Here is a 23,628-nt window from a genome sequence, read left to right as displayed (position 1 = left end):
TGACATAGTCTTTGTCATATTGTATTATATATGTAGTACAGTAAGACAATATAGTTATTAAAATAGGCTTAAAATTTTATTGATATAATGAAATAAAAAATTTAGATTATGGGGGTGATTTATTTTGGAGACCATCCTACGTGTTGACAATCTCAGAAAATCTTATGGTAAGATCGAAGCTTTAAAAGGAGTAAGTTTTGAGGTTAAAAAAGGTGAGGTTTTTGCTCTTATAGGTCCTAATGGGGCTGGAAAATCAACTACTTTAAGGATTATTGCTACTCTTCTTACCTCTTATGAGGGTAATGTACTTTTTATGGGAAAGAATCTTAAAGAGAATCCTGATTTTGTACGAGAGAATATTTCCTATCTCCCTGAAGAGGCTGGAGCATATAGAAATATGAAGGGGATTGAATATTTAAAGTTTATGGCAAACTTTTATGCAAAGAAAGAAGAGGATGTAGAGATCTTTGTGGAGAGAGCTAAAGAGATAAGTGGACTTTCTGACAGATTAAATGATAAGATTGGGACTTACAGTAAAGGTATGACGAGAAAGCTTCTCCTTGCAAGGGCTTTGATGACAAAGCCTGTTTTGGCTATTCTTGATGAGCCTACTTCAGGACTTGATGTTATAAATGCCCTTGAGATTAGGGAGATAATTAGGGAGTACGTTAAAGAAGGTACCTCAGTTTTGCTTTCTTCGCACAATATGCTTGAGATTGAATTTTTATCTGATAGGGTTGCATTGATTGATAAGGGTAGGATTCTTGAGATGGGAACAGCGGAGGAGCTAAAGGAAAAACATTCCGCAAAAAATTTAGAAGAAGTATTTAGGAGGGTAGTACAATGAAGAAGTTTACAAATCTTCTTAAGAAGGAAATTAGGGAGCTTGTTACTTGGCAATTGATAATTTCTCTTGCTTTCACCCTTGTTCTTTTTAACTTTCTCGGGAATATAACCAAAAGTGAGATAAAGAAGGCAGTCCAGCTAAGAGATGTATATGTATTGGATTTAGATAGGAGTAATTTTTCTAAGGATCTTTTAAACAATCTATCTTTTGGGGGATTTAGAGTCAATCTTATAAATAAAGATCTACAAAAAGAAGACAAAGATACTGCTATTGATTATGCTAAAAAGAGAGGGCTAAATTTTCTTTTGATAATTCCAAATGGGTTTGGAGAAAGAGTTTCTAATTTTGAATCTGCCGAAGTTGAGTTTTATTCCTTTATAAAAAGTTTTTCCATGGGGAGTACTGCTGGAAGTGCTGTAGTTAATAACATAATAGATGCTATAAATAACTATGTATCTAATAACTTTTTAAAAGCTAAATTTCCCAACTTAGATCCTGAAAATATTAAAAAGCCCATAAAGAGTAGAGAATTTGTAATTATAAAAGATAAAATAGCAGAGGCCTCTTCTGCCCAAGTGATGAATTTTGTCTATTCTCAATCCATTTTTATCCCAATTGTTCTAATGATAGTTATAATGTATGCGTCCCAAATGGTTCTTTCTGCTATTGCTCTTGAGAAACAAGATAAGACCCTTGAAACTCTCCTTACAGTACCTGTGAGTAGAAAGTATATTGTGGTAGCCAAAATGGCTGGAGCTGGAATAGTAGGATTAATTTCTGCAGGTGTATACATGTTAGGATATAGGTCCTTCTTTTCAGGTATAACAGGAGGTGTAGATATAAATAACTTGAGTAATGAGATTATTACTAAACTTGGGCTCTCCTTTAATTCTTATGGTTATTTCCTTCTTGGATTATCTCTATTTTTAGCTATTCTTAATGCCTTAGCTCTGTCTACAATTCTGGGGGTTTTAGCGGAGGATTTAAGAAGTGCACAAAGTTTATCATTTCCCATTATTATTCTTATAATGATACCTTATTTCCTTTCTCTTTTTACGGATATAAATTCCTTGTCTCTACCTGTGAAGCTCTTGGTTTATGCTATTCCTTTTAGTCATCCTTTTATTGCTTCTTCAAGTATACTTCTTGGAAATTATAGCATAGTATATTATGGAGTAATTTATATGTTAGCAGTGTTCATAATTTTGATTCTTGTTGCTGCAAGAATATTCTCTACCGACAAGGTTATCACAATGAAATTAAGTTTTGGAAAGAAAGCTAAGGGGAGTGTAAGCTTATGAAAAAGATCATCCTGCTGATTTTTTTAATCTTAGTTTTTGTTTCCAACACCATATGGGCAGAATCAAGCTATAAGGTCTATGCTCAACTTTCTCCAAGGGAAAAGATAATAAGTGGAAGAGTAGAAGTAGAATATGAAAATAATACTCAGATTAATTTAAATGAGATTTACTTTTATCTTCCTATGAACCTTTATAGGGAGAAAAATCCATATCTTAGCAATGTACTACAGGATTCTTCCTATGTAAATGGTTTTGATCCTGGCTATACAAAGATAAATAGAGTGGAAGATGAAAATGGAAAAATGTTAGAATATACCCTTGAGAAAGGGAAAGTATTATCTCAGAATTATTCTTTAAAAGACAATTATTTAAAGGTAAAACTTCCCAATCCTATTTATCCCAAAGAAAGATTTAAACTAATTATATATTTTCAAACAAAGTTTCCTGAAGCCTATTTTGGAGATATGGCATATGCAAATGATGCTTTTTTATGTAGGTTTGGGTGGTTTCCTTATGAGCTTTCTTACACTAAAGATGGATGGGATAAGGGTGGAATTTTAGTTTCAAGCAATTTTTATTTAGAGCTTTTGATACCTAAAGATTACCAAGTAGCTTTGGGAATGGATAAAGTTCAAGAGGAGGTTGCCGGAGACTGGAAGAGAATTATAGGGGAGAATACAAGTCCAAGAAGAACTCTTCCTATAGCTATTAGTAATAAATATAGGGTTTACAAGCTTTTGGATGACAAATACCCAGGGATATACATATATCATTACCCAGGAAGGGAATATAAAGCAAGAATTTTAGCAAGCTATGTTCGAGAGATTTATGAATATTATTCTAAATTATATGGGTCTACAGATCATAAAAGAATAAGCATAGTTGAAGGACAGACTTATGGATTTTACGGTATGACTTCTGATGGTTTAATTATATTAGGAAAAAGTGTATTTAATTCTTCCGATTTGGTTATTCCCTTTATTTTAGAAAGATTAAATGAGTGGTTACTTTCTCATGAGATTGCTCACCTTTGGTGGGGTATAGGCGTAGGTATAGACTTTGATAAAGAAAATTGGATTTCAGAAGGTTTTGCTAATTACCTATCTATCACTTATTTTGAGAGAAAATATGGGGCAAAAGGAGGAAATCTTTTCCCTGATCTTGGAGATGATTATTTCCTAAACTTTTTAAAAGAATCTTTGTTGGGAGACCTGAACTTAAGAGAAGTTCAGGTAGAACTCCCTTATTTATATTATTTAAAGGATGGCTGGGATGAGGAAATAATTAAAGAGTATTGGGAAAGCAATGCTAATGGTTACAGTGATAAAGTATATAATAAGGCTTATTTAGTCTTGAGGGCTTTATCCTTTGAATTAGGTGAAGAGAATTTTGACGAATATATCAAAAGTTTGCATGGTGAATATAAAGGAAAGGTTATTACTACAGATGAAGTTAAGGATAAACTTGAGAAGTATAGTGGGAAGAGTTTAGGAGAATTTTTTAAGAATTGGTTCTATTCTAAAGGGAAGGTAGATTATGAGATTACAAATGTGGCAATTTCTTATAATAATGGAAAGTATGTGAGTAAGATCTATATAAGAAATAATGGCAACATCTCCTTACCTGTAGAGGTAAAAGTGATAGCTCAAAATGGAGAAGAGAAGAAGGTAATATATGATGGAGAAAAAGGATACATAGAAATAGAGACAGAGAACTTTCCCGAAAGAGTAGTGTTAGATCCAGATTCCAAAATACCAGATGCTAATAGGATTAATAACTGGTATCCTAGAAAAATAATCACCACTTCTAAAAGAGAAGTTCCTTTGGATGCTTATGTTTTTCTTTATCAAGATTTGCCATCGTTGAGTATAGATCTTTCTACAGGAGAAGTTAATTATGTTTCTTATTCTGTTGAATTTTATGATCCTATTAATTTCCATCTACTTTTTGAGAGTTTTTATCAAGAAGGATATAAAGGATTGAATTTTGTATATCAACGTAATCTTCCTAAGGATGACAACTTTGTATTGCAGCTTATTGCTATGGAACCTGATATTTTTATGGGGAAACTCTCCTTTACGAAGAATATTTGGAGAAAATTTGATCTTGGTATAAGTGGAAACTATTGGGATAAAGCTTATACAATGAATTTCTCTTTGTCCTATAACGAACTCTTAAATAACAAGCTATATTTCGATTTTGTGCTAACTAGATTTACAGACTATTATAAAAAGGCATTATTAAGTCAACTTTCATTGAGAATTGGATATTCCAATTTAGGTTTTGAGGTATATAGGGTTGATGGAATTTTAAGCAAAGATTTCTTAGTTTTTCCTCAAAGTAAGCTCAATATAAATTTTGAAGTTGGATATGTGGGTGGTAATCCTCTACAAGAGGAAAAGGTTAATCTTTCTGATTTTAAATCTCTAACTTCTGAGTATTATGGAAATGTAAAACTTGCTTCTTTTGTTAATTGGAATATTCCTGTAGCTAAAGATTTGGAAATGAAATTCTTCAATCTGCTCATTTTAAGAAGACTCGAAACAAATGTTTATTTGGAATTTGGAGGAGTATGGGAAGATGTAAATTCTATTGATAAAGCTGGACTAAACTTAGGACTTGGATTTGAAAGTGTTTGGAAATTTATAACCTTTTTAGATATACCTTTAAATCTTTACATGGGATATGCTTTCCCTATATGGCAAGGAACTCCTAATCCTAATGAGACGGGTAGAGCTTATTCTTATCTCACTTTAGGCTTCTAAATACAGTATATTCTTCAGTAATATTTAAAGAGGGCTGAGTTTATAAGAACTCAGCCCTCTTTTGGTTGTATGTAAATTATTGTCCTTGAATAAATACTTTTATATAATTGGAGTTAAGAAAATTTTTGAAAAAGGAGAGGGATAGAAGGATGAAGAGATATAATCCACAGGAGATAGAACCTAAATGGCAAAAGAAGTGGAATGAGGACAAACTATATCATGTGACAGAGAGGTCTGATAAACCAAAATATTATACCCTTGTCATGTTCCCTTATCCTTCTGGAGATCTCCATATGGGACATATGAGAAATTATACCATTGGAGATGTAGTGGCAAGATATTACACCATGAAGGGTTACAATGTATTAAACCCTATGGGTTGGGATGCCTTTGGTCAGCCTGCTGAGAATGCTGCTATAAAGCATAAGGTTCATCCCAAGGAGTGGACTTATAAAAATATTGCAAGAATGAAGGAACAACTTTTTAAGATGGGCGTAGTCTATGATTGGGATAGGGAAGTAACGGCCTGTGCTCCAGATTATTATAAGTGGACTCAATGGATATTCCTAAAACTTTATGAAAGAGGACTTGCTTATAGAAAAAAGGCTCCTGCTAACTGGTGCCCTACTTGTAAAACGGTACTTGCTAATGAAGAGGTAATAGATGGAAAATGTTGGAGATGTAAGAGTCCTGTTGAGAGAAGAGAGTTTGAACAGTGGTTCTTTAAGATTACAGAGTATGCAGAGGATCTTTTAAAAGATCTCGATACTTTAGAGCACTGGCCTGAAAAAGTGAAACTGATGCAAAAAAATTGGATAGGAAAGTCGGAAGGTCTTGAATTTTATTTTGAAGTTGAGGGTAGTGATGAAAAGATCTATGTTTATACTACAAGGCCTGATACTATTTATGGTGTAACTTTCGTGGTTCTTGCTCCAGAGCATCCCTTGGTGGAGAAGATAACCAAACCAGAATATCTAAATGAAGTAATGGAATATGTAAGGCAGGCTAAAAATAAGAGTGAGCTTGAGAGACTTACGTCTGAAAAAGAGAAAACTGGAGTTTTTACAGGAAGTTATGCTATTCATCCCTTGACAAAACAACCTGTTCCTATATATGTGGCAGATTATGTTCTTGCTACCTATGGTACTGGAGCTATAATGGCTGTTCCTGCTCATGACTCAAGAGATTATGATTTTGCAGTTAAATTTAATCTTCCTATCATACCTGTAATTACTCCTGATCCTGATAAGCTGCCTGAACTTCCCTATGAAGAAGAAGGAGTAATGATAAATTCTGGTGAATACAATGGAATGAAGAGCTCTGATTTTTGGAAATTAATTGTGGAAAAATTTGAGAGTTTAGGAATTGGTAAAAAGAAAGTTCAATATAGGTTGAGGGATTGGCTTATCTCAAGACAGAGATACTGGGGAGCTCCTATTCCTATAATATATTGTCCTAATTGTGGGATTGTGCCAGTACCTTATGAAGATCTTCCTGTGGAGCTTCCTGAACTTTCCGATTTTGAACCTACAGGGACAGGAGAAAGTCCTCTGGCCAAGGTGCCAGAATTTGTAAATACAAAATGTCCTAAGTGTGGTGCTCCTGCAAGGAGAGAAACGGATACTCTTGCTACTTTTGTAGATTCGTCTTGGTATTACTTTAGATATACTGATCCCCATAATGATAAAGAGCCTTTCTCCAGAGAAAAAGCAGAATATTGGATGCCTGTAGATCAATATACAGGTGGAATTGAGCATGCCGTTCTACATCTTTTGTATTCTCGTTTTATAACTAAGGTTTTATATGATGCTGGATATAGTCCAGTAAGAGAGCCCTTTAAGAGGTTGTTTACTCAGGGTATGGTTTACAAAGATGGTCAGATCATGTCTAAGTCGTTAGGAAATATTGTCTCTGTGGATTACATGGTAGAAAACTATGGTGCAGATACAGCAAGACTTTTTATACTTTTTGTGGCACCTCCCGAGGTGGATATTGAATGGAGCGATGAAGGAGTGGAAGGTGCTAATAGATTTTTGAATAGATTCTGGAGGCTTGTATTAGATGATGCTGAGGTAGAACCCAAAGTGGATGAGGAACAAGAGAAATTAATAAGAAGAAAGCTTCATAAAACTATTAAAAAGGTCACTGAGGATATTGAGAATTTCAAATTTAATACAGCAATAGCAGCAATTATGGAACTTACTAATCTTCTGTTTGATCATAAGAGAAACTTTGGAAGAACGCCTGCTTTTGAAGAAGCAATTAAAACTTCTATCCTACTGCTTTCTCCTTTTGTTCCTCATATAACTGAAGAATTGTGGAGCGAGTTAGGTAATGAATATAGTGTACATATGCAGAAATGGCCGTCTTATGACCCCGAGATGATAAAGGAAGAAATTGTCACTGTAGTTATACAAATAAATGGTAGGGTAAGAGATAGAATTGATGTAAATGCTGATGCTACTCAAGAAGAAGTTTTAAGACTTGCCCTTGATAGAGAAAATGTTAAGAAATACTTGGATAATAAGGAAATCAAAAAAGTAGTTTATGTTCCAGGAAAGATATTAAGTTTGTATGTGTAGAAGGATTGTTTTAAAAAGATTTTAACAAAATTAAAAAAATATAAGTGATATAATGTAGATTGAAATTAAAGAAAAATTTAACGATTTCAGGAGGTGTTCTTATGGCAGTTAAAGTTGGTATTAATGGGTTTGGGAGAATAGGAAGACAGGTTTTAAAAGCTCTTTTTGAAAGACACGATGGTAAAGTAGAAGTAGTGGCTGTCAATGATATTACCGATACTAAAACTCTTGCTCACTTATTTAAATACGATTCCAACTATGGAGTCTATAAGGGAGAGGTTAAATACACTGATAAGTCTATAATTATCGATGGAAAAGAGATTAGAGTTTTTGCTGAGAAAGACCCTGCTAATTTACCTTGGAAGGATTTAGGAGTGGATATAGTTATTGAGTCTACAGGACTATTTACTGATGCTGAAAAGGCAAAGGTACACATTACTTCTGGTGGGGCAAAGAAGGTTATAATCTCTGCTCCAGCTAAAGGTGAAGATATTACTATCGTTTTGGGTGTTAATGAGGAGAAATATGACCCTGAGAAGCATCATATAATTTCTAATGCATCTTGTACTACAAATAGTTTAGCTCCTGTAGCAAAAGTACTCCTTGATAATTTTGGTATTGAAAAAGGATTAATGACCACTGTCCATTCTTATACTAATGACCAGAGAATTTTAGATCTTCCTCATAAAGATCTAAGAAGAGCAAGAGCTGCTGCTTTAAACATTATCCCCACATCTACTGGTGCAGCAAAAGCTATTGGAAGAGTTATTCCAGAACTTGATGGAAAGATGCATGGTGTAGCATTGAGGGTTCCAACTCCTACCGTATCAGTTACCGACTTAGTATGTATATTACAAAAGAATGTTACTGTTGAGGAAGTTAATGAGGCATTTAAGAAGGCTGCAGAGGGTAGGATGAAGGGAATTCTTGGAGTTACCGAAGAAGAGCTTGTATCTATGGACTTCAAAGGTACCACATATTCTACAGTAGTAGATCTTCCATCCACTATAGTAATTGGAAATAACTTAGTGAAAGTATTTGCCTGGTACGATAACGAATGGGGTTATGCTTGCAGATTAGCTGATTTAACAGCATATGTAGCAGAGAGAATGTAATTAATTTATACTGGGTAATTTTATTTAGAAGGGGAGGAAAAATCCTCCCCTTCTATTTTTTCTTAGAACCTTAAGAAAGCTCCAATATTTTCAATTTTTTCTGAGAGCTCTTTGTTTTTAATAAATAATAACTCTGACTTCTCAATAATTGCTTCTTCTAATAATTCATCCACAATGTCTGCTCTTTTTTCCATCTTAATGTTGCAATAAGGACAATTTTCTAAATAGGGACTTATGAAAGAACAAGAAGGGCATTGAAATCCAGGTTGTTCGAATTGATCATCTACTAAAACCATTCTTACTCTTTTTTGGTGAACTGCATGAGCTACATTTTCAAGTCCTATTGTTGCTTCTTTTCCTTTTGCGCTCAGGACGATTAGTTGATCTATCAGTTCTCTCATTTTATTTTCTTCGTAGTTCTCTATCAAATCATGAGTCTTTTCAAGGATCTCTTTTATAGGAGAATCGAGTTCTATTGGTATCTCGCCTATGATCCTTTCGTGTAATCTTTTAGGCAGTACCTCAAGAAATTCAGCCGTATTTTTAGGGGACGTAGTTCCAAGCACTATTTTTTCTTCTCCTTGAACTTTTTTATCTAAAAATTCAGCTACTTCTTTGAAATGCCATATTACATGGGTTTCATGCCATCTTTGCCAATCTGCAGCTTCCCATCCACCTTGTTTATGTCTTTTAGGAATTTCCTCTTTAATCTCTCCCTCTTCTTTTATTTCTCCAAGGAAGTATTTGAAAACCCTAGCGTTGCCTTTAGAAAGAATCACCAAGTAATAAGGCTTGTTAGCAATCATGAGATGGGAGAGAGGACGGGTGTATGGATCTTTATCTATAACTAACTTATTTTTTAGTGTAGGGTAAAGAGGAATCTGATATGTCCAGTTTTGGGCTGAGCAACTCATAATTATAATAGTATTTGCAGAACCAAAGGAAACTTGATCAACTATATTTTCTATATATTCTAAGTCAGATAAAACTGATTTTTTAACATCTCCCTCTAAATTCAGCGAATCAAGAAGGTTTTTCTTCATATCTTTCCAAATAATTTTGTACTCTCCTTTTGGATTTTTCAAAGGAGAAACATTCAGATATAAGGTGGTTACCAGGTAGGGCTGAAAGGAAAGATTACCCAATTCTTTCAGGATTTCTCTGCTCAGCACTCTCTTTCACCTCCAGGAGGGCAAGGTTTAGGACCTCATCAGCATGTTCCACAAAGTAGAAGGTTATCTCTTTCTTTACTTCTTCGGGAATCTCTTCTAAATCTTTCTTATTTTCTTTTGGCATAATTACTGCAGTAAGTCCTGCTCTATGGGCAGCAAGTACTTTTTCTCTTATTCCTCCTACAGGAAGTACTTTTCCTCTTAGAGTTATTTCACCAGTCATTCCAATATCTTTTTTGACGGGTCTTCTAGTAAGGGCAGATGCTATGGCTGTGGCTATAGTTACCCCAGCTGAAGGTCCATCTTTGGGAATTGCACCTGAGGGAACATGCACATGAATATCTGCTTTTTCTAATAACTCATAACTTACATTTAAGTCCTTTAGTTTAGATCTTACATAAGATAGGGCAGTTTTTGCTGATTCCTGCATTACCTCTCCTAATTTTCCTGTTAGTATAAGGTTTCCTTTTCCTTCTACAACTAATGCTTCTACAAATAATATATCGCCTCCTGCTTCTGTCCATGCAAGGCCTGTGGCAACACCCACTTCGTCCTTTTCTCCCTTCATACCATAGGTATATTTCTCTGGACCTAAGTATTTTGGAACATCCTCTACTTTTACTATAACTTTTTCAGTTATACTTCCTTCTGCTATTCCTTTTGCTACCTTTCTAATTATGCTAGCTATCTCTCTCTCTAAGTTTCTTACTCCTGCCTCACGGGTGTATTCTCTTATAATCTTTCTTATGGCATCATCGCTAAATTCTATTTGTTCCTTTTCTAATCCGTGTTCTTTAAGTTGTCTTGGTATGAGAAAGCCTTTGGCTATTCCCATCTTTTGATATTCGGTATAACCAGGGAGCTCTATAACCTCCATTCTGTCAAGTAGGGCTGGTGGTATGGTATAAAGCACATTAGCCGTTGCTATAAACATTACTTTTGATAAATCAAAGGGTACCCCTAAATAATTATCCACAAAGGCATTATTCTGTTCAGGATCTAATACCTCTAATAAGGCTGCAGCAGGATCTCCTCTAAAGTCAGAGCCTAACTTATCTATCTCGTCAAGCATAAATACTGGGTTGTTTGATTCTGCTTTTCTTATTCCTTGAATAATCCTTCCAGGAAGAGCTCCCACATAAGTTCTTCTATGTCCTCTTATTTCTGCTTCATCTCTTATTCCTCCAAGAGAAATTCTTACGAATTTTCTCCCAAGGGCTCGAGCAATAGATTTTCCAAGGGAGGTTTTACCAACTCCTGGAGGACCTACAAAACATAATATTGGTCCCTTCATGTCACTCTTTAATTTCCTTACCGCTAAGTACTCTAATATTCTCTCTTTTACTTTTTCTAAGTCATAGTGATCTTCATTTAATATTTCTTCTGCCCTTTTTATATCTAAATTATCTTCTGTAGAAATTGCCCACGGTAAGCTTATGAGCCAGTCAAGATAAGTCCTCGTTACTGTATACTCTGCAGATCCAGGCGGCATTAAGGAGAGTCTTTCTAATTCTCTTTCTGCCTCCTTCATAGCTTCAGGTGGAAGTTTTGCTTCTTGAAGCTTTTGCCGTAGTTCATTGATTTCCATCTCTCTAGGATCTATTTCTCCAAGTTCTTTTTGTATTGCCTTCATCTGTTGTCTTAAGAAGTATTCTTTTTGACTCTTTTCTATCTCGTTTTTTACCTCATTTTGGATTTTGTTTGCTATCTCCAGTATTTCTAACTCTCTTGTGAGATAATATGTGACCTTTTGTAACCTTTCTTTAACATCTATAGTCTCAAGAATCTCTTGTTTTTCATTAATATTGAGATTGGTGTTGAAGGCTATAAAGTCTGCAAGTCTTCCAGGCTCCTGAATATTCATAGCATTGATCAATAACTCTTCAGGGAATTGGGGTATCAAGGATGCCATTTTCTGAAACAAATTAAGAAGGTTTCTCATCATTCCTTCTATTTCAACAGTTTTTTCTACTTTTTCTTCTATGACTTCAACCTTTGCTTTAAAATAAGGCTCTGTTTCTAAAAATTCTATAACCCTTATTCTTTGTAGTCCTTGTACAAAAAGCCTTAAGGTATTGTCTGGAAATCTTAAACTTCTAACAATAATACCTACTGTTCCTATTCTATAGATATCATCAGGAGTAGGATCTTCTACTGGGGTCTTTTGCATACACATTCCAATCAATTTATTACCAGAGAGGGCATCTTCTACAAGCCTAATACTCTTTTCTCTTCCTACGATAAGTGGGATGAGCATTTGTGGATAAACTACTGTTTCTCTTAGTGGAAGTATGGGAAGAACTTCTGGTATATCTTGAGTTTGGTTGAGTTCTCTTTCTTCCATATTTTCCCTCCTTTCTTTACTTTTTAGGAAGAATAATCTCCAAAAAGCCATCTTTATACACCGCCTCTGCTTTTTCAGCATCCACATCGGTAGGTAGTGGTATTATCCTCTCAAAGGGTCCAAAGTTTATCTCCATTTGGTAGTAGATTGCGGGGTCTGAACTATAATGTTCTTGTCTTGTTCCTCTTAGTATTAATTTACCTTCATGGAATGTCAAATCTATATCCTCTTTTTTTACTCCTGCTATTTCTACTAATACCACAATTTTATCATCGGTTTCATATACATCTACTCTAGGTACCCATGCTCCCCATTGCATGGAGAATCTTGAACCTTCTCGATAGAAGCAATCTACTATTCTAAATATATGACTTTCAAAGGGGTTATTCCCTCGCATGTATATTCTTCTCTCCATAGTCTTCCTCCAAGGTTTAATAAATATGTTGTTTTCTTTTAAGTCCATTATATCATAAAAAAAAGGTGATATAGATCACTTTTTTATTTTAGCTATAAGGTTTATAATGAGATTGGTAAGAAGATCAAAATTTAAAGTGCGAGGTGAGAGGTTTATGAAAAGAAGTTTGATTCTTTTAATGATTCTTTTGATTTCCCTTGTGGGGATTTCTTACGCCGCAAGCACAACTTTTGCTTATAAGGATCTTTTATATGATCCAAGGGCAATGGGAATGGCTGGTGCTATGACAGCTCTTGCAGATTCTCCTACTTCTGCAATTTACAATCCTGCTTTAATGGGAGAATACTCAAAATTGACATTAAAACTTGGTTTAGGAGTTGCTCCACTTGATAAGGAGAATAGGGATAAACTTAATACTTTTGTGGAATATTTAAAGGCTTTACAAAGTGATAGTGAGACTCCAAATGGAGAACTTTCTGCTGTACTATCTACGGGAGGATATTTGCATCTTGGCATAAGCAAGCTTGGGTTGACTTTATTTGGAAATGGAGATTTAAATGCTTATTATTACAAATATACCACTAATGATTCTTCATCCGATCTCCAATTAGAAGGAAATGTCAATCTTAACTCTAATTTGAGAGCCAATTGTGCTCTTACAGTAGCGATTCCTGCTATTGACCTTCTTGGCTTAAAAGTAAACCTTGGTGCTAATGTTAGATTGGTGAATGAGTATTATGTAAATACTTCTGTACAGGCAAAAGCAACTCAAACTGGAGTAGCTCAGGCTATAGTAGAAGGTCAACCAAATGATAATGATTATTTTAGAAGAAGTTTTAATTTAAACGAGCAAAGATATGTATCCTTTGATGTGGGAGCTTATGCGAGATTTTCACCCTTTGTGGCAGCAGGAATTGTGGTAAAAGATGCCTTTGGTATACCATTAGAAGGTAAAATAACCTCAGGGTATGAAGAGGGTTATTTCTCTGATACTAGCGGTTCTATTACAACTACTACGCCTTATTCTGAAAGTACTTCTCCTATGGATGTGACTTTGCCAGATATGTCTTTGAAGGCAGGTGTATTTGTGAAAATACCAGTTCTTGCTACTAGGGTTGCCATTGATGCAGATCTTGACAAAAACTTTACTCCTATTTCCTATAGAGTAGGTGTAGAACAACCACTATTCTTTGTATTGACAGCAAGAGGCGGAGCAGTACTTGATGCAAATTTACAACCTCAAATCTATACCCTTGGTTTAGGTGCAAATATCTTACTTGTACAAGCTGATATGGCCATTGTTTTAGATCCAACGAATATGGCTCCTGTTGCAGGATCTATTTCGGGTTCTGTAAGATTTTAAGATAACTTAAGGGATAAAAAAGAGGGGAGACCTTTAGGCCTCCCCTCTTTTTTTAAGCTTTCTTGGATTTGAACCTAATTCTTCTTACCAGCTCTAAGAGTTCAAGAACTGAGTCATCTGCTAAAGAGTAATAAACAAATTGGCCTACACGCCTTTTCTTAAGAAGTCCTAAGTTATAAAGATCTTTCAAGTTTTGAGATGTATTTGCAAAGGATGCATTTATAAGTTTGGCTATCTCTCCTGCACTTTTTTCTCCATCGGAAAGGGCACAGAGTATATGAATTCTTACATAACTTGAGAGAGATTTAAAGATATCTGATAAAGCCTCACATTCTTCAATTGAAAGCCTCTCTTTGTCTTTAGTCTCCATATATTTATTACTCCCTTTCTTTTTGTTTTTTTATTTAATTAATAAGTTCTATTTAATTATAGAAGAAGAGGAGATAAAGTCAAGGAAAACTTTTCTATTGACACCCCCTTTCTATTAGTTTATAATTTCTTTTTTAAATATTACAAATTTTTTGTAAAGTACTCCTCCTACTCCTTCAGCCTCACGACACATTTTATTATTGTTGATATTAATGGTTGAACCTTCTGCGAAAACATAGCCTTTATCCCTAGCATATCTTAATAATTCAATGAATAGTGCGGCAGGGACTCCCTTTGATTGAAATTCAGGTACTACAAAAAGTAGAAATACTCTCGCTCTATTTATTTTATTTTTATACCATAGAAATTTAAGCCAACCTAAGGGGAAGAGTCTCCCATTAAGCCTTTTAAGTACTTGATTGTAATCAGGCATTGCTACTGCAAAGCCGATAGGGGTTTCCTCAGAAAAGGCAATCTGTACAAATTCTGCTGGTATAAATTTGACTAAGTCTTTTGCTAAGGAAATCATTTCTTCCTCTGTGGGAGGAAGAAGATAGTCATACTCTAAGGGTATAAGAGATCTTTCCAATATTTTTTGAAGGATTTTTGCCTCCTCGACTACCTTAGAGTAGTCTGCTTTTCTCGTATAGAAGTTATATTTCTTTTTGGCATATTCAATTACTTTAATGGAGTCATCTAATGGTAATTTTTTGAGATCATATTTGAAGGCTACAAAAGTGTGTTCTGGCACAAAACCATAGTCTTTAAAAAAGTCGACATAGTAAGGTGGATTATAGGTAGTGTATATTACAGGTGGATCTTCGAAATTTTCCACTAACATTCCTCTGTAGTCATCACCATTTGTTGGAGAAACAGGACCTATCATTTTTGTCATTTTTCTTTCTCTGAGCCAGTTTTGTGCAGTATCCAAAAGAGAAAAGGCTACTTCTTTATTATTAATACTCTCAAATAAAGTAACATATCCTTCGGTTTTATTTCTTATTTTGTTCATTTTTTCATCTATTCCTACAGCTATTCTTCCTATAATTTTTCCATTTTCATAAGCATTGAAAAAAGTATGAGGACCCGATTGGAATAGTAAGCTTCCTGGTCCATTTACGATTCTCTTCATCTCTGAGATTAGAGGCGGAACCCACAATGGATCGTTTTTATAGAGTTCAAAAGGAAACATTATAAAGTCTTTCTTTTCTTGCTCAGTTTTTACCTCTTTTATTTCTACGGACATAATTACCTCCTTTGAATGAAAAATTTCTAACTTAAATATTTTAAGTAATTAATTCATCAATATCAATAAAATTTTAAGGAAGAAGAGGTCTTTTTTCTGGTATACCTGGCCTTCGAGGATATTTTTCCGGAGTATTATTAATTTTTCTTATCTTTAGGAAAATTCTTGTAATGTTATCGAAATTTATCTCAATTTTTTCTTCGGTTTTTCCTCCTAATATCCCAACTACCTTTTGCGCGTTTTCCCACTCTGAAAGGTTATTGGGTGTTGCTTGTCCTAAGAATATTCCTCCAGTCTTTACAAAGGGTAGGGCATATTCCAAAACTATATTAGGCTTAGCAACTCCTCTTGCAAGGGCTAAATCGAATTGTTCTCTATATCTTGGATCTTTTCCTAAATTTTCAGCTCTATCCCATACAATTTCGACATCCGAAAGTTCCAGTATTTTTATAAGTTCTTCTAAAAATAGGATCTTTTTCTTTTGAGATTCTAAAAGGGTTAATTTATATTTCTCATCATAGATTTTAATTGGTATGCCCGGAAAGCCCGCTCCTGTACCGATGTCTATTATTCTTTCTATATTTTCATTCCTTATGGGTATTATACATGATAGGGAATCAACAAAATGTTTTAAAATAATCTCCTCTTCCCCTTCAAGAGAAGTAAGATTTATTTTCCTATTCCACTCTTTTAATGCCATATAGTATAAATAAAACTTCTCCTCTTGAAGGGGATCAAGACTTAAATTTAGTTCACTAACCTTTTCTCTAAGGATCCTTTTAAAGTTTTCTTCCATTTACTCATATTATAGCCCAGCCTTTTCTAATTGTGCTACTGTATTACTAATTTGTTCTTTTGCAACTTTTGGAAGTCCTGGTATTTCAAGGTTCAGGAAACCGCGAGTTATGGTAGACATTGCCTCATCTTTGTCAAAACCACGTGTAGTTAAATATTCTATCTCCTCTTCATTTATAGGACCTATGGCTGCTTCGTGAGAAAGCTCACTTTCAGGATGCTGAGCGTCAAGTATAGGTATAGCTACTATTTTTGCATTTTTGTTTAAAATTATTCCTCTACAATCTAAAAAGCCTTTGGATCCTTTTGCTTTACCTATCAGCTCGCCCCTACTGTAGATTTGAGATGAATCATCAGCAATTATTCTTGAAACTATTTCTCCCTTTGAGTTTTCTCCTTCAAATATTATTCTTCCACCAAGATCAATATAGGAATCTTTTCTTCCGTATATGATACTATAAAGTCTTGCTATAGCATTTTCTTTTACGTATACCGTTGGATAACTTTGGATAGATTTAACTGGTTTTAAGCTTACATAGTTATTTATAAATACTCCATTTTCCTCTACAAGTACAGCGGTTCTAGGCCTTACATGGAATTCCTCTGACCAATTATGGATCATAGTAAAGTATAGTTTACCACCTTTCTTAACGAAAAATTCTGAAATACCTATGTGAATACCAGGTTGATTTTTCAAATGAGTTAAACACCCTGTGGTTACAAAAACTTCCGCATTTTCCTCAACAATTATTATGTTATGTACATTTTGGCTTATATTCCCTTCTTTGATGTATAAGCAAGATTGCACAGGATATTCTACCTTTTGATTGGCAAATACCCTTATGAAATAACCTCCTGTAGGAAGAAGTTCTGCCCATGCTGTGTATTTATCAGTATCAGGCTTTACAAGTCTTCCGTAATAGTCCTCTAACCAATCGTATTTTTCAAGGGCTTCTTGAATCGACATTATCTCTAATTTACCTTTATAGGTTTCCTTTAATTTTTCGTAAACTACACTGTGGTTTATTTGAAAATATGTTCCTGCTCTTTCTTCTTCGGAAGGAGTTATTCCTGAGTAAAGAATATTCTCTTTTATTTCTTCAGGAAGTTCCTCCAAATCATTAATCTTAATGTCAGATATAGTCTTCATATAGGGCTCTAAATCTATGTCAGGACCCAATAATGCTGGTTTATCTTTTGCTTTTAAGGCTTTTTCTCTTAATTCTTTAAGATAAGTTTTGAGCATATGCCAACCTCCTTACATATTCGTATCCTCTTTCTTCAATTTGATGAATTATTTCAATACCATCTTTATAAATATATTTACCATCTAAGAGGACGATGACAGAATTAGGATTTACATAATCGAGCACTTTTAAGTTGTGGGTAACGATTAACAGGTTACTTTCTTTTGAAATCTTTCTTAGAGCTTCACCAATGAGTTTTAAAGAGTCTATATCTACTCCAGAATCAGGTTCATCAAGCATGGCAAGTTTTGGTTTTGCCAATAAAAGTTGAAGAATTTCACTCTTTTTTCTTTCGCCTCCCGAGAAGCCATAGTTAATTTCTCTTTCAAGAAAACTTTCATCAAGGTCTAATTCTCTTAAATATGTATATACTTCCTCAGGTAAATTCTTCTTGGGATCAATATTCAATATTTTCTTAAGGATATCCTTAAGCCTAACTCCTCTCACAGCTGGGGGTAGTTGATAGGCGAGGAATATTCCTTTTTTAAATCTCTGATCTGGAGTTAAGTCAGTTATATCTTCATTGTAGAACCATATTTTGCCAGAAGTCTTATATTTGGAAAGTCCCATTATTGCCCCTAATAAGGTAGATTTTCCTGTACCATTAGGCCCAAGAAGTACATGAACTCCTTCATTTAGAGACAGATTTATATTTTCAAGAATTACTTCATCTTTTACCTCGACTTTCAAATTTTCTAATCTTAACATTTCCTTTCCAATTGTTTCTTTCATAGTGTCAAAACTTCCTCCTTTCTAATTGTTCCATTAATAAGATCTTCTAGGGTTAATTTTCCTAAAAGATCTATGATCTTTTTCTCTATAAATCTCCATACGCTTTTTGAATAACAAGTGTTTTCTCTTTCACACTTATTTTCTAAATGAATACAATCAATAATTTGAATAGGCCCTTCTAATGCCTCAAAAATCTCTTTTAGAGTAATCTCTTTTGGGGGTTTAGTTAAAGTATAACCTCCTGTGATACCTTTGTAACTTTCTATGAGATTTGCTCTCCTTAAGTCAGACATTAGTTGAGCAAGAAATTCTCTTGATATATTTTCTTTTTGGGATATTTGAGAAAGGGTAACCTTCTCATGGGGGTAATTTTCCCCCAAGTATATCATAGCTCTTAATCCGTATTCCAATTTGGCAGATACTCGAAACATCTTACCTCCTAAAAGTTTAGTTTTTTACTCAACATTTACATTTTAAGTCGGAATTATTTAATTGTCAATAGCAAAACTTTTTATTTTTTTAATGTCAAGGTATAATTGAAAAGTGTATATTAAACTCATAAGAAGGAGGAGGAAATAATGAAGTTTATTACTCAACAAGAAGATTTATATAAGTCATTGCAATTTGTTAAAAGTGCGGTTGCTACAAAGACTACTATACCTATTCTGACTTATGTCTATATGAAGGCAGAGAATGATACTTTATATCTCCAAGGTAATAATTTAGAGGTTGGTCTTGCCTTAAGTATGCCTGTGATTGTGGAAGAGCCAGGAGAAGTTTGTCTTCCAGCAAGCTTATTTATAGATGTAATAGGTAAACTTCCCGAAGTAACCTTAGAGGTTTATGTGAACGAAAGAAATAGAGCGATTATTCATGCTGGCTATTCGGATATAGAAATTCAAGGAGAAAGTCCAGAGGAATTCCCAAAAGTTGAAGTTGGTAATATTACTGAATACCATGCAAGTCTTGATAGAATTTTGTTTGCAAAGGCTATAAAACAAACTATCTTTGCAGCAGCAGAGGATGAGATAAAACAGGTTCTTACAGGAGTGCTCTTTGAGGGAAAAGATGGGAAATTGAATATGGTTGCAGTAGATGGTCATAGATTAGCTCTTAAAACCTTAGAGATAGATAAAGATTTTCCTTCCATTATTGTTCCAGCTAAAAGTTTAAAGGAATGGCAAAAAATAATTACAAAAGCATTGGAAGATAGGGTAAATATAGCTGCCTTGGATAACCAGGTAGTTTTTAATTGTGGAGAGATTTACTTTATATCAAGACTTCTTCAAGGGCAGTTTCCAGCCTATGATAAGATAATTCCAACGGAATTTACAGCTTCTTTTAAGGCAAATAGGAAGGATTTTCTTGATATTTTAGAGAGAATGGAGGTATTTGCTGAGATAGATCAAACAAATACAGTTAAAATTAGTCTTTCCTCAGAAGAGGTGGTAATTTCTACTTTGCCCTCAGAGAGAGGCTTTGCTAAAGAGGTATTGCCTGCAGAGGTTAATATAGATGGTAATTTAGAAATAGGTTTTAATGTAGAGTATCTTATGGATCCTTTGGATAATGCTGATTGGGATGAGATAGTTATGAAATTCACTTCGGATCTTGGACCTGCTTTAATTACGTCTCCTGAGGATGAAAATTATACCTATATCTTGATGCCTGTGAGACTATGAAAGAGATAAAAATATATACAGAGTCTATTACTTTAGGACAGTTTTTAAAGTGGTGTAGGGTAGTAGAGACTGGAGGGCAAGCAAAAAATCTTATTTTAGCAGGAAGGGTAAAGGTAAACGGTGAGATAGAACTTCATAGGAGTAGAAAATTAAAAAATGGAGATGTGGTAGAGGTTGATGGAGAAAAATATGTCGTGGTGGTGGGAGAATAATTGCGCCTTATAGATTTGAGAGTAGTAAACTTTAGGAATTTGAAGAACTTGAATTTGAATTTTTTTGATGTGAACATATTCTATGGGGAAAATGCTCAAGGAAAAACTAATATCCTTGAGAGTATATATTTTCTTTTCTCTGGAAAATCTTTCAGAACTAAAAATGAAAGGGAAATTATAAGATGGGGTGAGGAGAGTTTTTATCTCAGGGGAGATGTAAATTGGCAGAATCAAAATTTAGTGCTCGAGTCAGCCCTTTCTGAGTTAGAAAAGAAGATAAAAATTAATCAGAAAAATTTGAAAAGGTATAGAGATATGGTTTTTCTTTTTCCTATCATTCTTTTTTCTCAAGAAGAAATAGAAAATTTTAAAAAAGGACCCTCTCAGAGGAGGTACTTGTTAAACAGATTTATCTCTACCTTGTCTTATAAGTACCATAAAGCTCTTTCTGAATATTACAAGACTCTGTATCAGAGGAATTTAACTCTTAAAAGTGGTAGAGATGTGAGTGTGTGGAACTCTACATTAATTAAATTAGGAAGTTATATATTGTTTCAAAGGCTAAGCATAGTAGAAGAAATAAAATCTAAAGTAAAGGAGGTTTCTAATAAGCTTCTCGAGAAAAATTTTCTCGAAATAGAATATATTTCCACTGTTCCTTTAGGAGATTCGGAGGAAGAGATTGCAAAAAATTTTGAAGTGATGTTAAAGGCAAAAGAAGCAGAGGAAAAAAAGAAAGGGTACACATTAGTTGGTCCTCATAGAGATGACATAGTTTTGAGGATTATAAGGGATGATATCCAATATGACTTGAGGAAATATGGTTCCGCAGGTGAGAAAAAATTGGGTTATATTATTTGGAAATTAGCTCAAGTTGAGATTCTTTCTGAAAAAAGAAAAGAAAAGCCTATCCTTCTTATTGATGATCTTTTTGGAGATTTGGATGAATATAAACAGAAAAGAGTATGGGATGGAATAAAAGACTTTCAGATATTTCTGACCACGCCAATTAAGATAGAATTTCTTAGAGATTTTCCCCATTTTTTAGTGAAAAATGGTGAGGTTACTTTAAATGCCTGATTCTTTATATTCAAAACTCTGGGAAGTATTCATAAAGTTAAATCTTGAAAAAAAGCTTTGTGAGTATCTTGCTATGAATAAGTGGGAAGAGGTAGTTGGAGAGACTCTTTCCCAACATACAAGGCCTGCATATGTAAAAGACGGGATTCTTTATGTATATGTGGATAGTAGTGTATGGGTACAAGAACTTTCTCTTTTTAAGGATAAGCTTATAGAAAAGTTAAACAGTAGTGTGGTTATTCCTCATGTTATTAAGGATATAATCTTCATAGATAAAGGTAAAGCTTTTAATAAGTTGAAGAGTAGAAAAGTAAAAAAGGAAGTAAAACTTTCTTTGCAGGAGGAAGAAAGAATTGCTAAAATAGTTGAGGATATAAAGGACGAGGAATTACGAGAGATATTGAAGAATTACTATAAGAGCATAGCTTTAATTCAAAAAGGAGGTATTAAGGATGGCCGTAACAAAAAAAGATAAATACACTGCAGATAGCATTCAGATATTAGAAGGTACAGAGGCCGTAAGAAGAAGACCTGGTATGTACATAGGAGATACCGGGGTAAGAGGGCTACATCATCTTATTTTTGAGTTAGTAGATAATAGTATAGATGAAGTAATGGCTGGGTATTGCGATTACATTCTTGTGGAGTTAAAAAAAGATGGAGCAGTGGTGGTTGCTGATAATGGAAGAGGAATTCCGGTAGATATACATCCTCAGGCTAAAAAGCCGGCTCTTGAAGTTGTTCTTACCACTCTTCATGCAGGAGGTAAATTTTCTAACTCTATATATAAGATAAGTGGTGGACTTCATGGGGTTGGTCTTTCGGTGGTCAATGCATTGTCTTCAAAATTAGAAGTAGAAGTTATGAGAGATGGAAAGATTTTTTATCAAGTTTATGAGAGAGGTAAGCCTATTACACCTCTTACAGTGAAAGGAGAAACAGATAAGACTGGTACTAAGATAAAGTTTTATCCTGATCCAGAAATTTTTGAGACTACGAAGTTCGATTATGATATTGTGGCAAATAGATTAAGAGAGCTTGCTTTTTTGAATCCAAAGGTAACTATTGAATTAAGGGATGAACGAACCGGAAGATCTAATATCTTCAAATATGAAGGAGGACTTCTTGAATTTATTGAATATCTTTCAAAGGGTAAGGAAGTTCTGCACGAACCTATTTATATGGAAAGAGAAGAGGGAAACTTAATTTTAGAGATTGTAATGCAATATAACTCAGGTTATGATGAACTGATCTTATCTTATGTAAATAATATTCATACTATTGAAGGAGGAACTCATGTAACAGGATTTAGAACTGCCCTAACAAGGGTTGTCAATAATTTTGCGAGAAGCTGGGGCTTGTGGAAGGAAAATGAAAGCCTTTCAGGAGACGATGTGAGAGAAGGACTTACTGCTATAGTTAGTGTAAAGGTTCCTGATCCTCAATTTGAAGGTCAGACTAAGACAAAACTTGGAAATACAGAGGTAAGAAAATTTGTAGAGAAAGTTGTTGAAGAAGAGTTAACAGAATATTTTTCCAAGAATCCTGATACAGGAAAACTTATAATAACTAAGATTATTGAGGCTTACAGAGCAAGGCAAGCGGCAAGAAAAGCAAGAGAGCTTGTGAGAAGAAAAAGCCTTTTAGAGTCAACATTACTTCCAGGTAAACTCGCAGATTGTTCCGAGAAGGATCCAGCAAAGTGTGAACTTTTCATTGTTGAGGGAGAGTCTGCAGGTGGTTCTGCTAAACAAGCAAGAGATCGAAGATATCAGGCTATTCTACCGTTAAGGGGTAAAATATTGAATGTGGAGAAAGCCCAACATCTTACTAAGATATTATCAAGTGAAGAGATCAAGGCGATAATTGCATCTTTAGGAACAGGAATAGGTCAAGATTTTGATCTCTCAAAATTAAGATATCACAAGATAATCATTATGACTGATGCTGATGTAGATGGAGCTCATATAAGGACATTACTTTTAACCTTCTTCTATAGACATTTTAGACCTCTTATTGAGGGCGGATATATTTATATAGCTCAACCTCCTTTGTATCTTTTGAGGAAGGGTAAAGAAGAAAGATATGCTTATTCCGAAGAGGAAAAAGAAGAGATTCTTAAAGAATGGGGATATCCCGAAAATGTTTATATACAAAGATATAAAGGTCTTGGAGAGATGGATCCAGAACAGCTCAGAGAAACTACCATGGATCCTCAGAAGAGAATATTACTTCAGGTTACCATAGAGGACGCCTTAGAGGCGGAGAGGCTTTTCTCTATTTTAATGGGTAATAATGTGGAAGAAAGGCGAAACTTTATAGAGCAGAAGGCAAAATTTGTAAGAAATTTGGATATTTAAT

20 protein-coding genes are annotated in these 23,628 nt (G+C 34.4%); 11 read left to right on the top strand and 9 right to left on the bottom strand.

The window, feature by feature from the left end; genetic code table 11:
* Positions 1-124: 124 nt before the first annotated feature.
* The 5 genes from DICTH_RS07035 (at position 125) to gap (ending at position 8,610) form a co-directional block, all read left to right on the top strand.
* Positions 125-847, top strand: coding sequence for an ABC transporter ATP-binding protein (locus DICTH_RS07035; RefSeq protein WP_012548154.1), 723 nt, complete (start codon positions 125-127; stop codon positions 845-847).
* A complete protein-coding gene (locus tag DICTH_RS07030; RefSeq protein ID WP_012548695.1) occupies positions 844-2,148 on the top strand; it encodes an ABC transporter permease in 1,305 nt (434 codons plus the stop codon). Before DICTH_RS07035 ends, DICTH_RS07030 begins: the two co-directional genes overlap by 4 nt.
* Positions 2,145-4,913 (top strand): M1 family aminopeptidase, encoded by a 2,769-nt coding sequence (locus DICTH_RS07025; protein ID WP_012547384.1) that lies wholly within the window; start codon positions 2,145-2,147, stop codon positions 4,911-4,913. Before DICTH_RS07030 ends, DICTH_RS07025 begins: the two co-directional genes overlap by 4 nt.
* A gap of 149 nt (positions 4,914-5,062) precedes the next feature.
* A complete protein-coding gene (gene leuS / locus DICTH_RS07020) occupies positions 5,063-7,495 on the top strand; it encodes a leucine--tRNA ligase (protein WP_041723288.1) in 2,433 nt (810 codons plus the stop codon).
* A 101-nt stretch (positions 7,496-7,596) separates the two neighbouring features.
* The gene (gene gap / locus DICTH_RS07015) at positions 7,597-8,610 is read left to right on the top strand and encodes a type I glyceraldehyde-3-phosphate dehydrogenase (protein WP_012548715.1); all 1,014 of its coding nucleotides are present in this window, start codon (positions 7,597-7,599) and stop codon (positions 8,608-8,610) included.
* A gap of 62 nt (positions 8,611-8,672) precedes the next feature.
* Here gap and DICTH_RS07010 read toward each other — a convergent pair whose 3' ends face one another.
* From DICTH_RS07010 to DICTH_RS07000, 3 genes are read right to left on the bottom strand one after another with little or no spacing between them, the layout of a single operon-like run.
* Positions 8,673-9,782, bottom strand: a complete 1,110-nt coding sequence (locus DICTH_RS07010; RefSeq protein WP_012548230.1) for a baeRF10 domain-containing protein — start codon at positions 9,780-9,782, stop codon at positions 8,673-8,675.
* On the bottom strand, positions 9,748-12,126 hold the full coding sequence (gene lon, locus DICTH_RS07005) for an endopeptidase La (RefSeq protein ID WP_012546944.1): 2,379 nt from the start codon (positions 12,124-12,126) through the stop codon (positions 9,748-9,750). The genes DICTH_RS07010 and lon overlap by 35 nt, the downstream gene beginning before the upstream one ends.
* Before the next feature lie 16 nt (positions 12,127-12,142).
* Positions 12,143-12,541 carry an Hsp20/alpha crystallin family protein gene (locus DICTH_RS07000; RefSeq protein WP_012547284.1) on the bottom strand — a complete coding sequence of 133 codons (399 nt, stop codon included), beginning with the start codon at positions 12,539-12,541 and terminating at the stop codon, positions 12,143-12,145.
* A 154-nt stretch (positions 12,542-12,695) separates the two neighbouring features.
* Between DICTH_RS07000 and DICTH_RS06995 the strand changes: the two genes are divergently transcribed.
* Positions 12,696-13,904 carry a hypothetical protein gene (locus DICTH_RS06995; protein WP_041723580.1) on the top strand — a complete coding sequence of 403 codons (1,209 nt, stop codon included), beginning with the start codon at positions 12,696-12,698 and terminating at the stop codon, positions 13,902-13,904.
* Positions 13,905-13,956: 52 nt separating this feature from the next.
* Here DICTH_RS06995 and DICTH_RS06990 read toward each other — a convergent pair whose 3' ends face one another.
* The 6 genes from DICTH_RS06990 to DICTH_RS06965 form a co-directional block, all read right to left on the bottom strand.
* Positions 13,957-14,274, bottom strand: coding sequence for an ArsR/SmtB family transcription factor (locus DICTH_RS06990; protein ID WP_012548502.1), 318 nt, complete (start codon positions 14,272-14,274; stop codon positions 13,957-13,959).
* 114 nt (positions 14,275-14,388) lie between these two features.
* Positions 14,389-15,519 carry a GNAT family N-acetyltransferase gene (locus tag DICTH_RS06985; protein ID WP_012547813.1) on the bottom strand — a complete coding sequence of 377 codons (1,131 nt, stop codon included), beginning with the start codon at positions 15,517-15,519 and terminating at the stop codon, positions 14,389-14,391.
* Between the two features lie 73 nt (positions 15,520-15,592).
* Positions 15,593-16,315 carry a 16S rRNA (guanine(527)-N(7))-methyltransferase RsmG gene (gene rsmG, locus DICTH_RS06980; protein ID WP_012547572.1) on the bottom strand — a complete coding sequence of 241 codons (723 nt, stop codon included), beginning with the start codon at positions 16,313-16,315 and terminating at the stop codon, positions 15,593-15,595.
* 9 nt (positions 16,316-16,324) lie between these two features.
* Complete coding sequence (locus tag DICTH_RS06975) at positions 16,325-17,560, bottom strand: SufB/SufD family protein (RefSeq protein ID WP_012548177.1); 1,236 nt, start codon at positions 17,558-17,560, stop codon at positions 16,325-16,327.
* Complete coding sequence (gene sufC, locus DICTH_RS06970) at positions 17,541-18,293, bottom strand: Fe-S cluster assembly ATPase SufC (RefSeq protein ID WP_012547317.1); 753 nt, start codon at positions 18,291-18,293, stop codon at positions 17,541-17,543. Before sufC ends, DICTH_RS06975 begins: the two co-directional genes overlap by 20 nt.
* The gene (locus DICTH_RS06965) at positions 18,290-18,724 is read right to left on the bottom strand and encodes an RrF2 family transcriptional regulator (protein WP_012548017.1); all 435 of its coding nucleotides are present in this window, start codon (positions 18,722-18,724) and stop codon (positions 18,290-18,292) included. The genes sufC and DICTH_RS06965 overlap by 4 nt, the downstream gene beginning before the upstream one ends.
* A gap of 147 nt (positions 18,725-18,871) precedes the next feature.
* Between DICTH_RS06965 and dnaN the strand changes: the two genes are divergently transcribed.
* The 5 genes from dnaN to gyrB are packed head-to-tail and all read left to right on the top strand — an operon-like array spanning position 18,872 to position 23,627.
* Entirely contained in the window at positions 18,872-19,975 is a 1,104-nt protein-coding gene (gene dnaN / locus DICTH_RS06960) for a DNA polymerase III subunit beta (protein ID WP_012547338.1), read from the top strand.
* Positions 19,972-20,187, top strand: a complete 216-nt coding sequence (gene yaaA, locus DICTH_RS06955; protein WP_012547436.1) for a S4 domain-containing protein YaaA — start codon at positions 19,972-19,974, stop codon at positions 20,185-20,187. The genes dnaN and yaaA overlap by 4 nt, the downstream gene beginning before the upstream one ends.
* Positions 20,188-21,267 carry a DNA replication/repair protein RecF gene (gene recF, locus DICTH_RS06950; RefSeq protein ID WP_012548663.1) on the top strand — a complete coding sequence of 360 codons (1,080 nt, stop codon included), beginning with the start codon at positions 20,188-20,190 and terminating at the stop codon, positions 21,265-21,267.
* The gene (locus DICTH_RS06945; RefSeq protein ID WP_012547832.1) at positions 21,260-21,742 is read left to right on the top strand and encodes a DUF721 domain-containing protein; all 483 of its coding nucleotides are present in this window, start codon (positions 21,260-21,262) and stop codon (positions 21,740-21,742) included. Before recF ends, DICTH_RS06945 begins: the two co-directional genes overlap by 8 nt.
* A complete protein-coding gene (gyrB, locus tag DICTH_RS06940; RefSeq protein ID WP_012547781.1) occupies positions 21,720-23,627 on the top strand; it encodes a DNA topoisomerase (ATP-hydrolyzing) subunit B in 1,908 nt (635 codons plus the stop codon). The genes DICTH_RS06945 and gyrB overlap by 23 nt, the downstream gene beginning before the upstream one ends.
* The last annotated feature ends 1 nt before the right edge of the window (position 23,628 follow it).

The sequence above is a fragment of the Dictyoglomus thermophilum H-6-12 genome (assembly GCF_000020965.1).
Lineage (GTDB): Bacteria > Dictyoglomota > Dictyoglomia > Dictyoglomales > Dictyoglomaceae > Dictyoglomus > Dictyoglomus thermophilum.
Note: the sequence above shows the minus strand (reverse complement) of the source record. Positions and strands in the feature narration are given on the sequence as shown.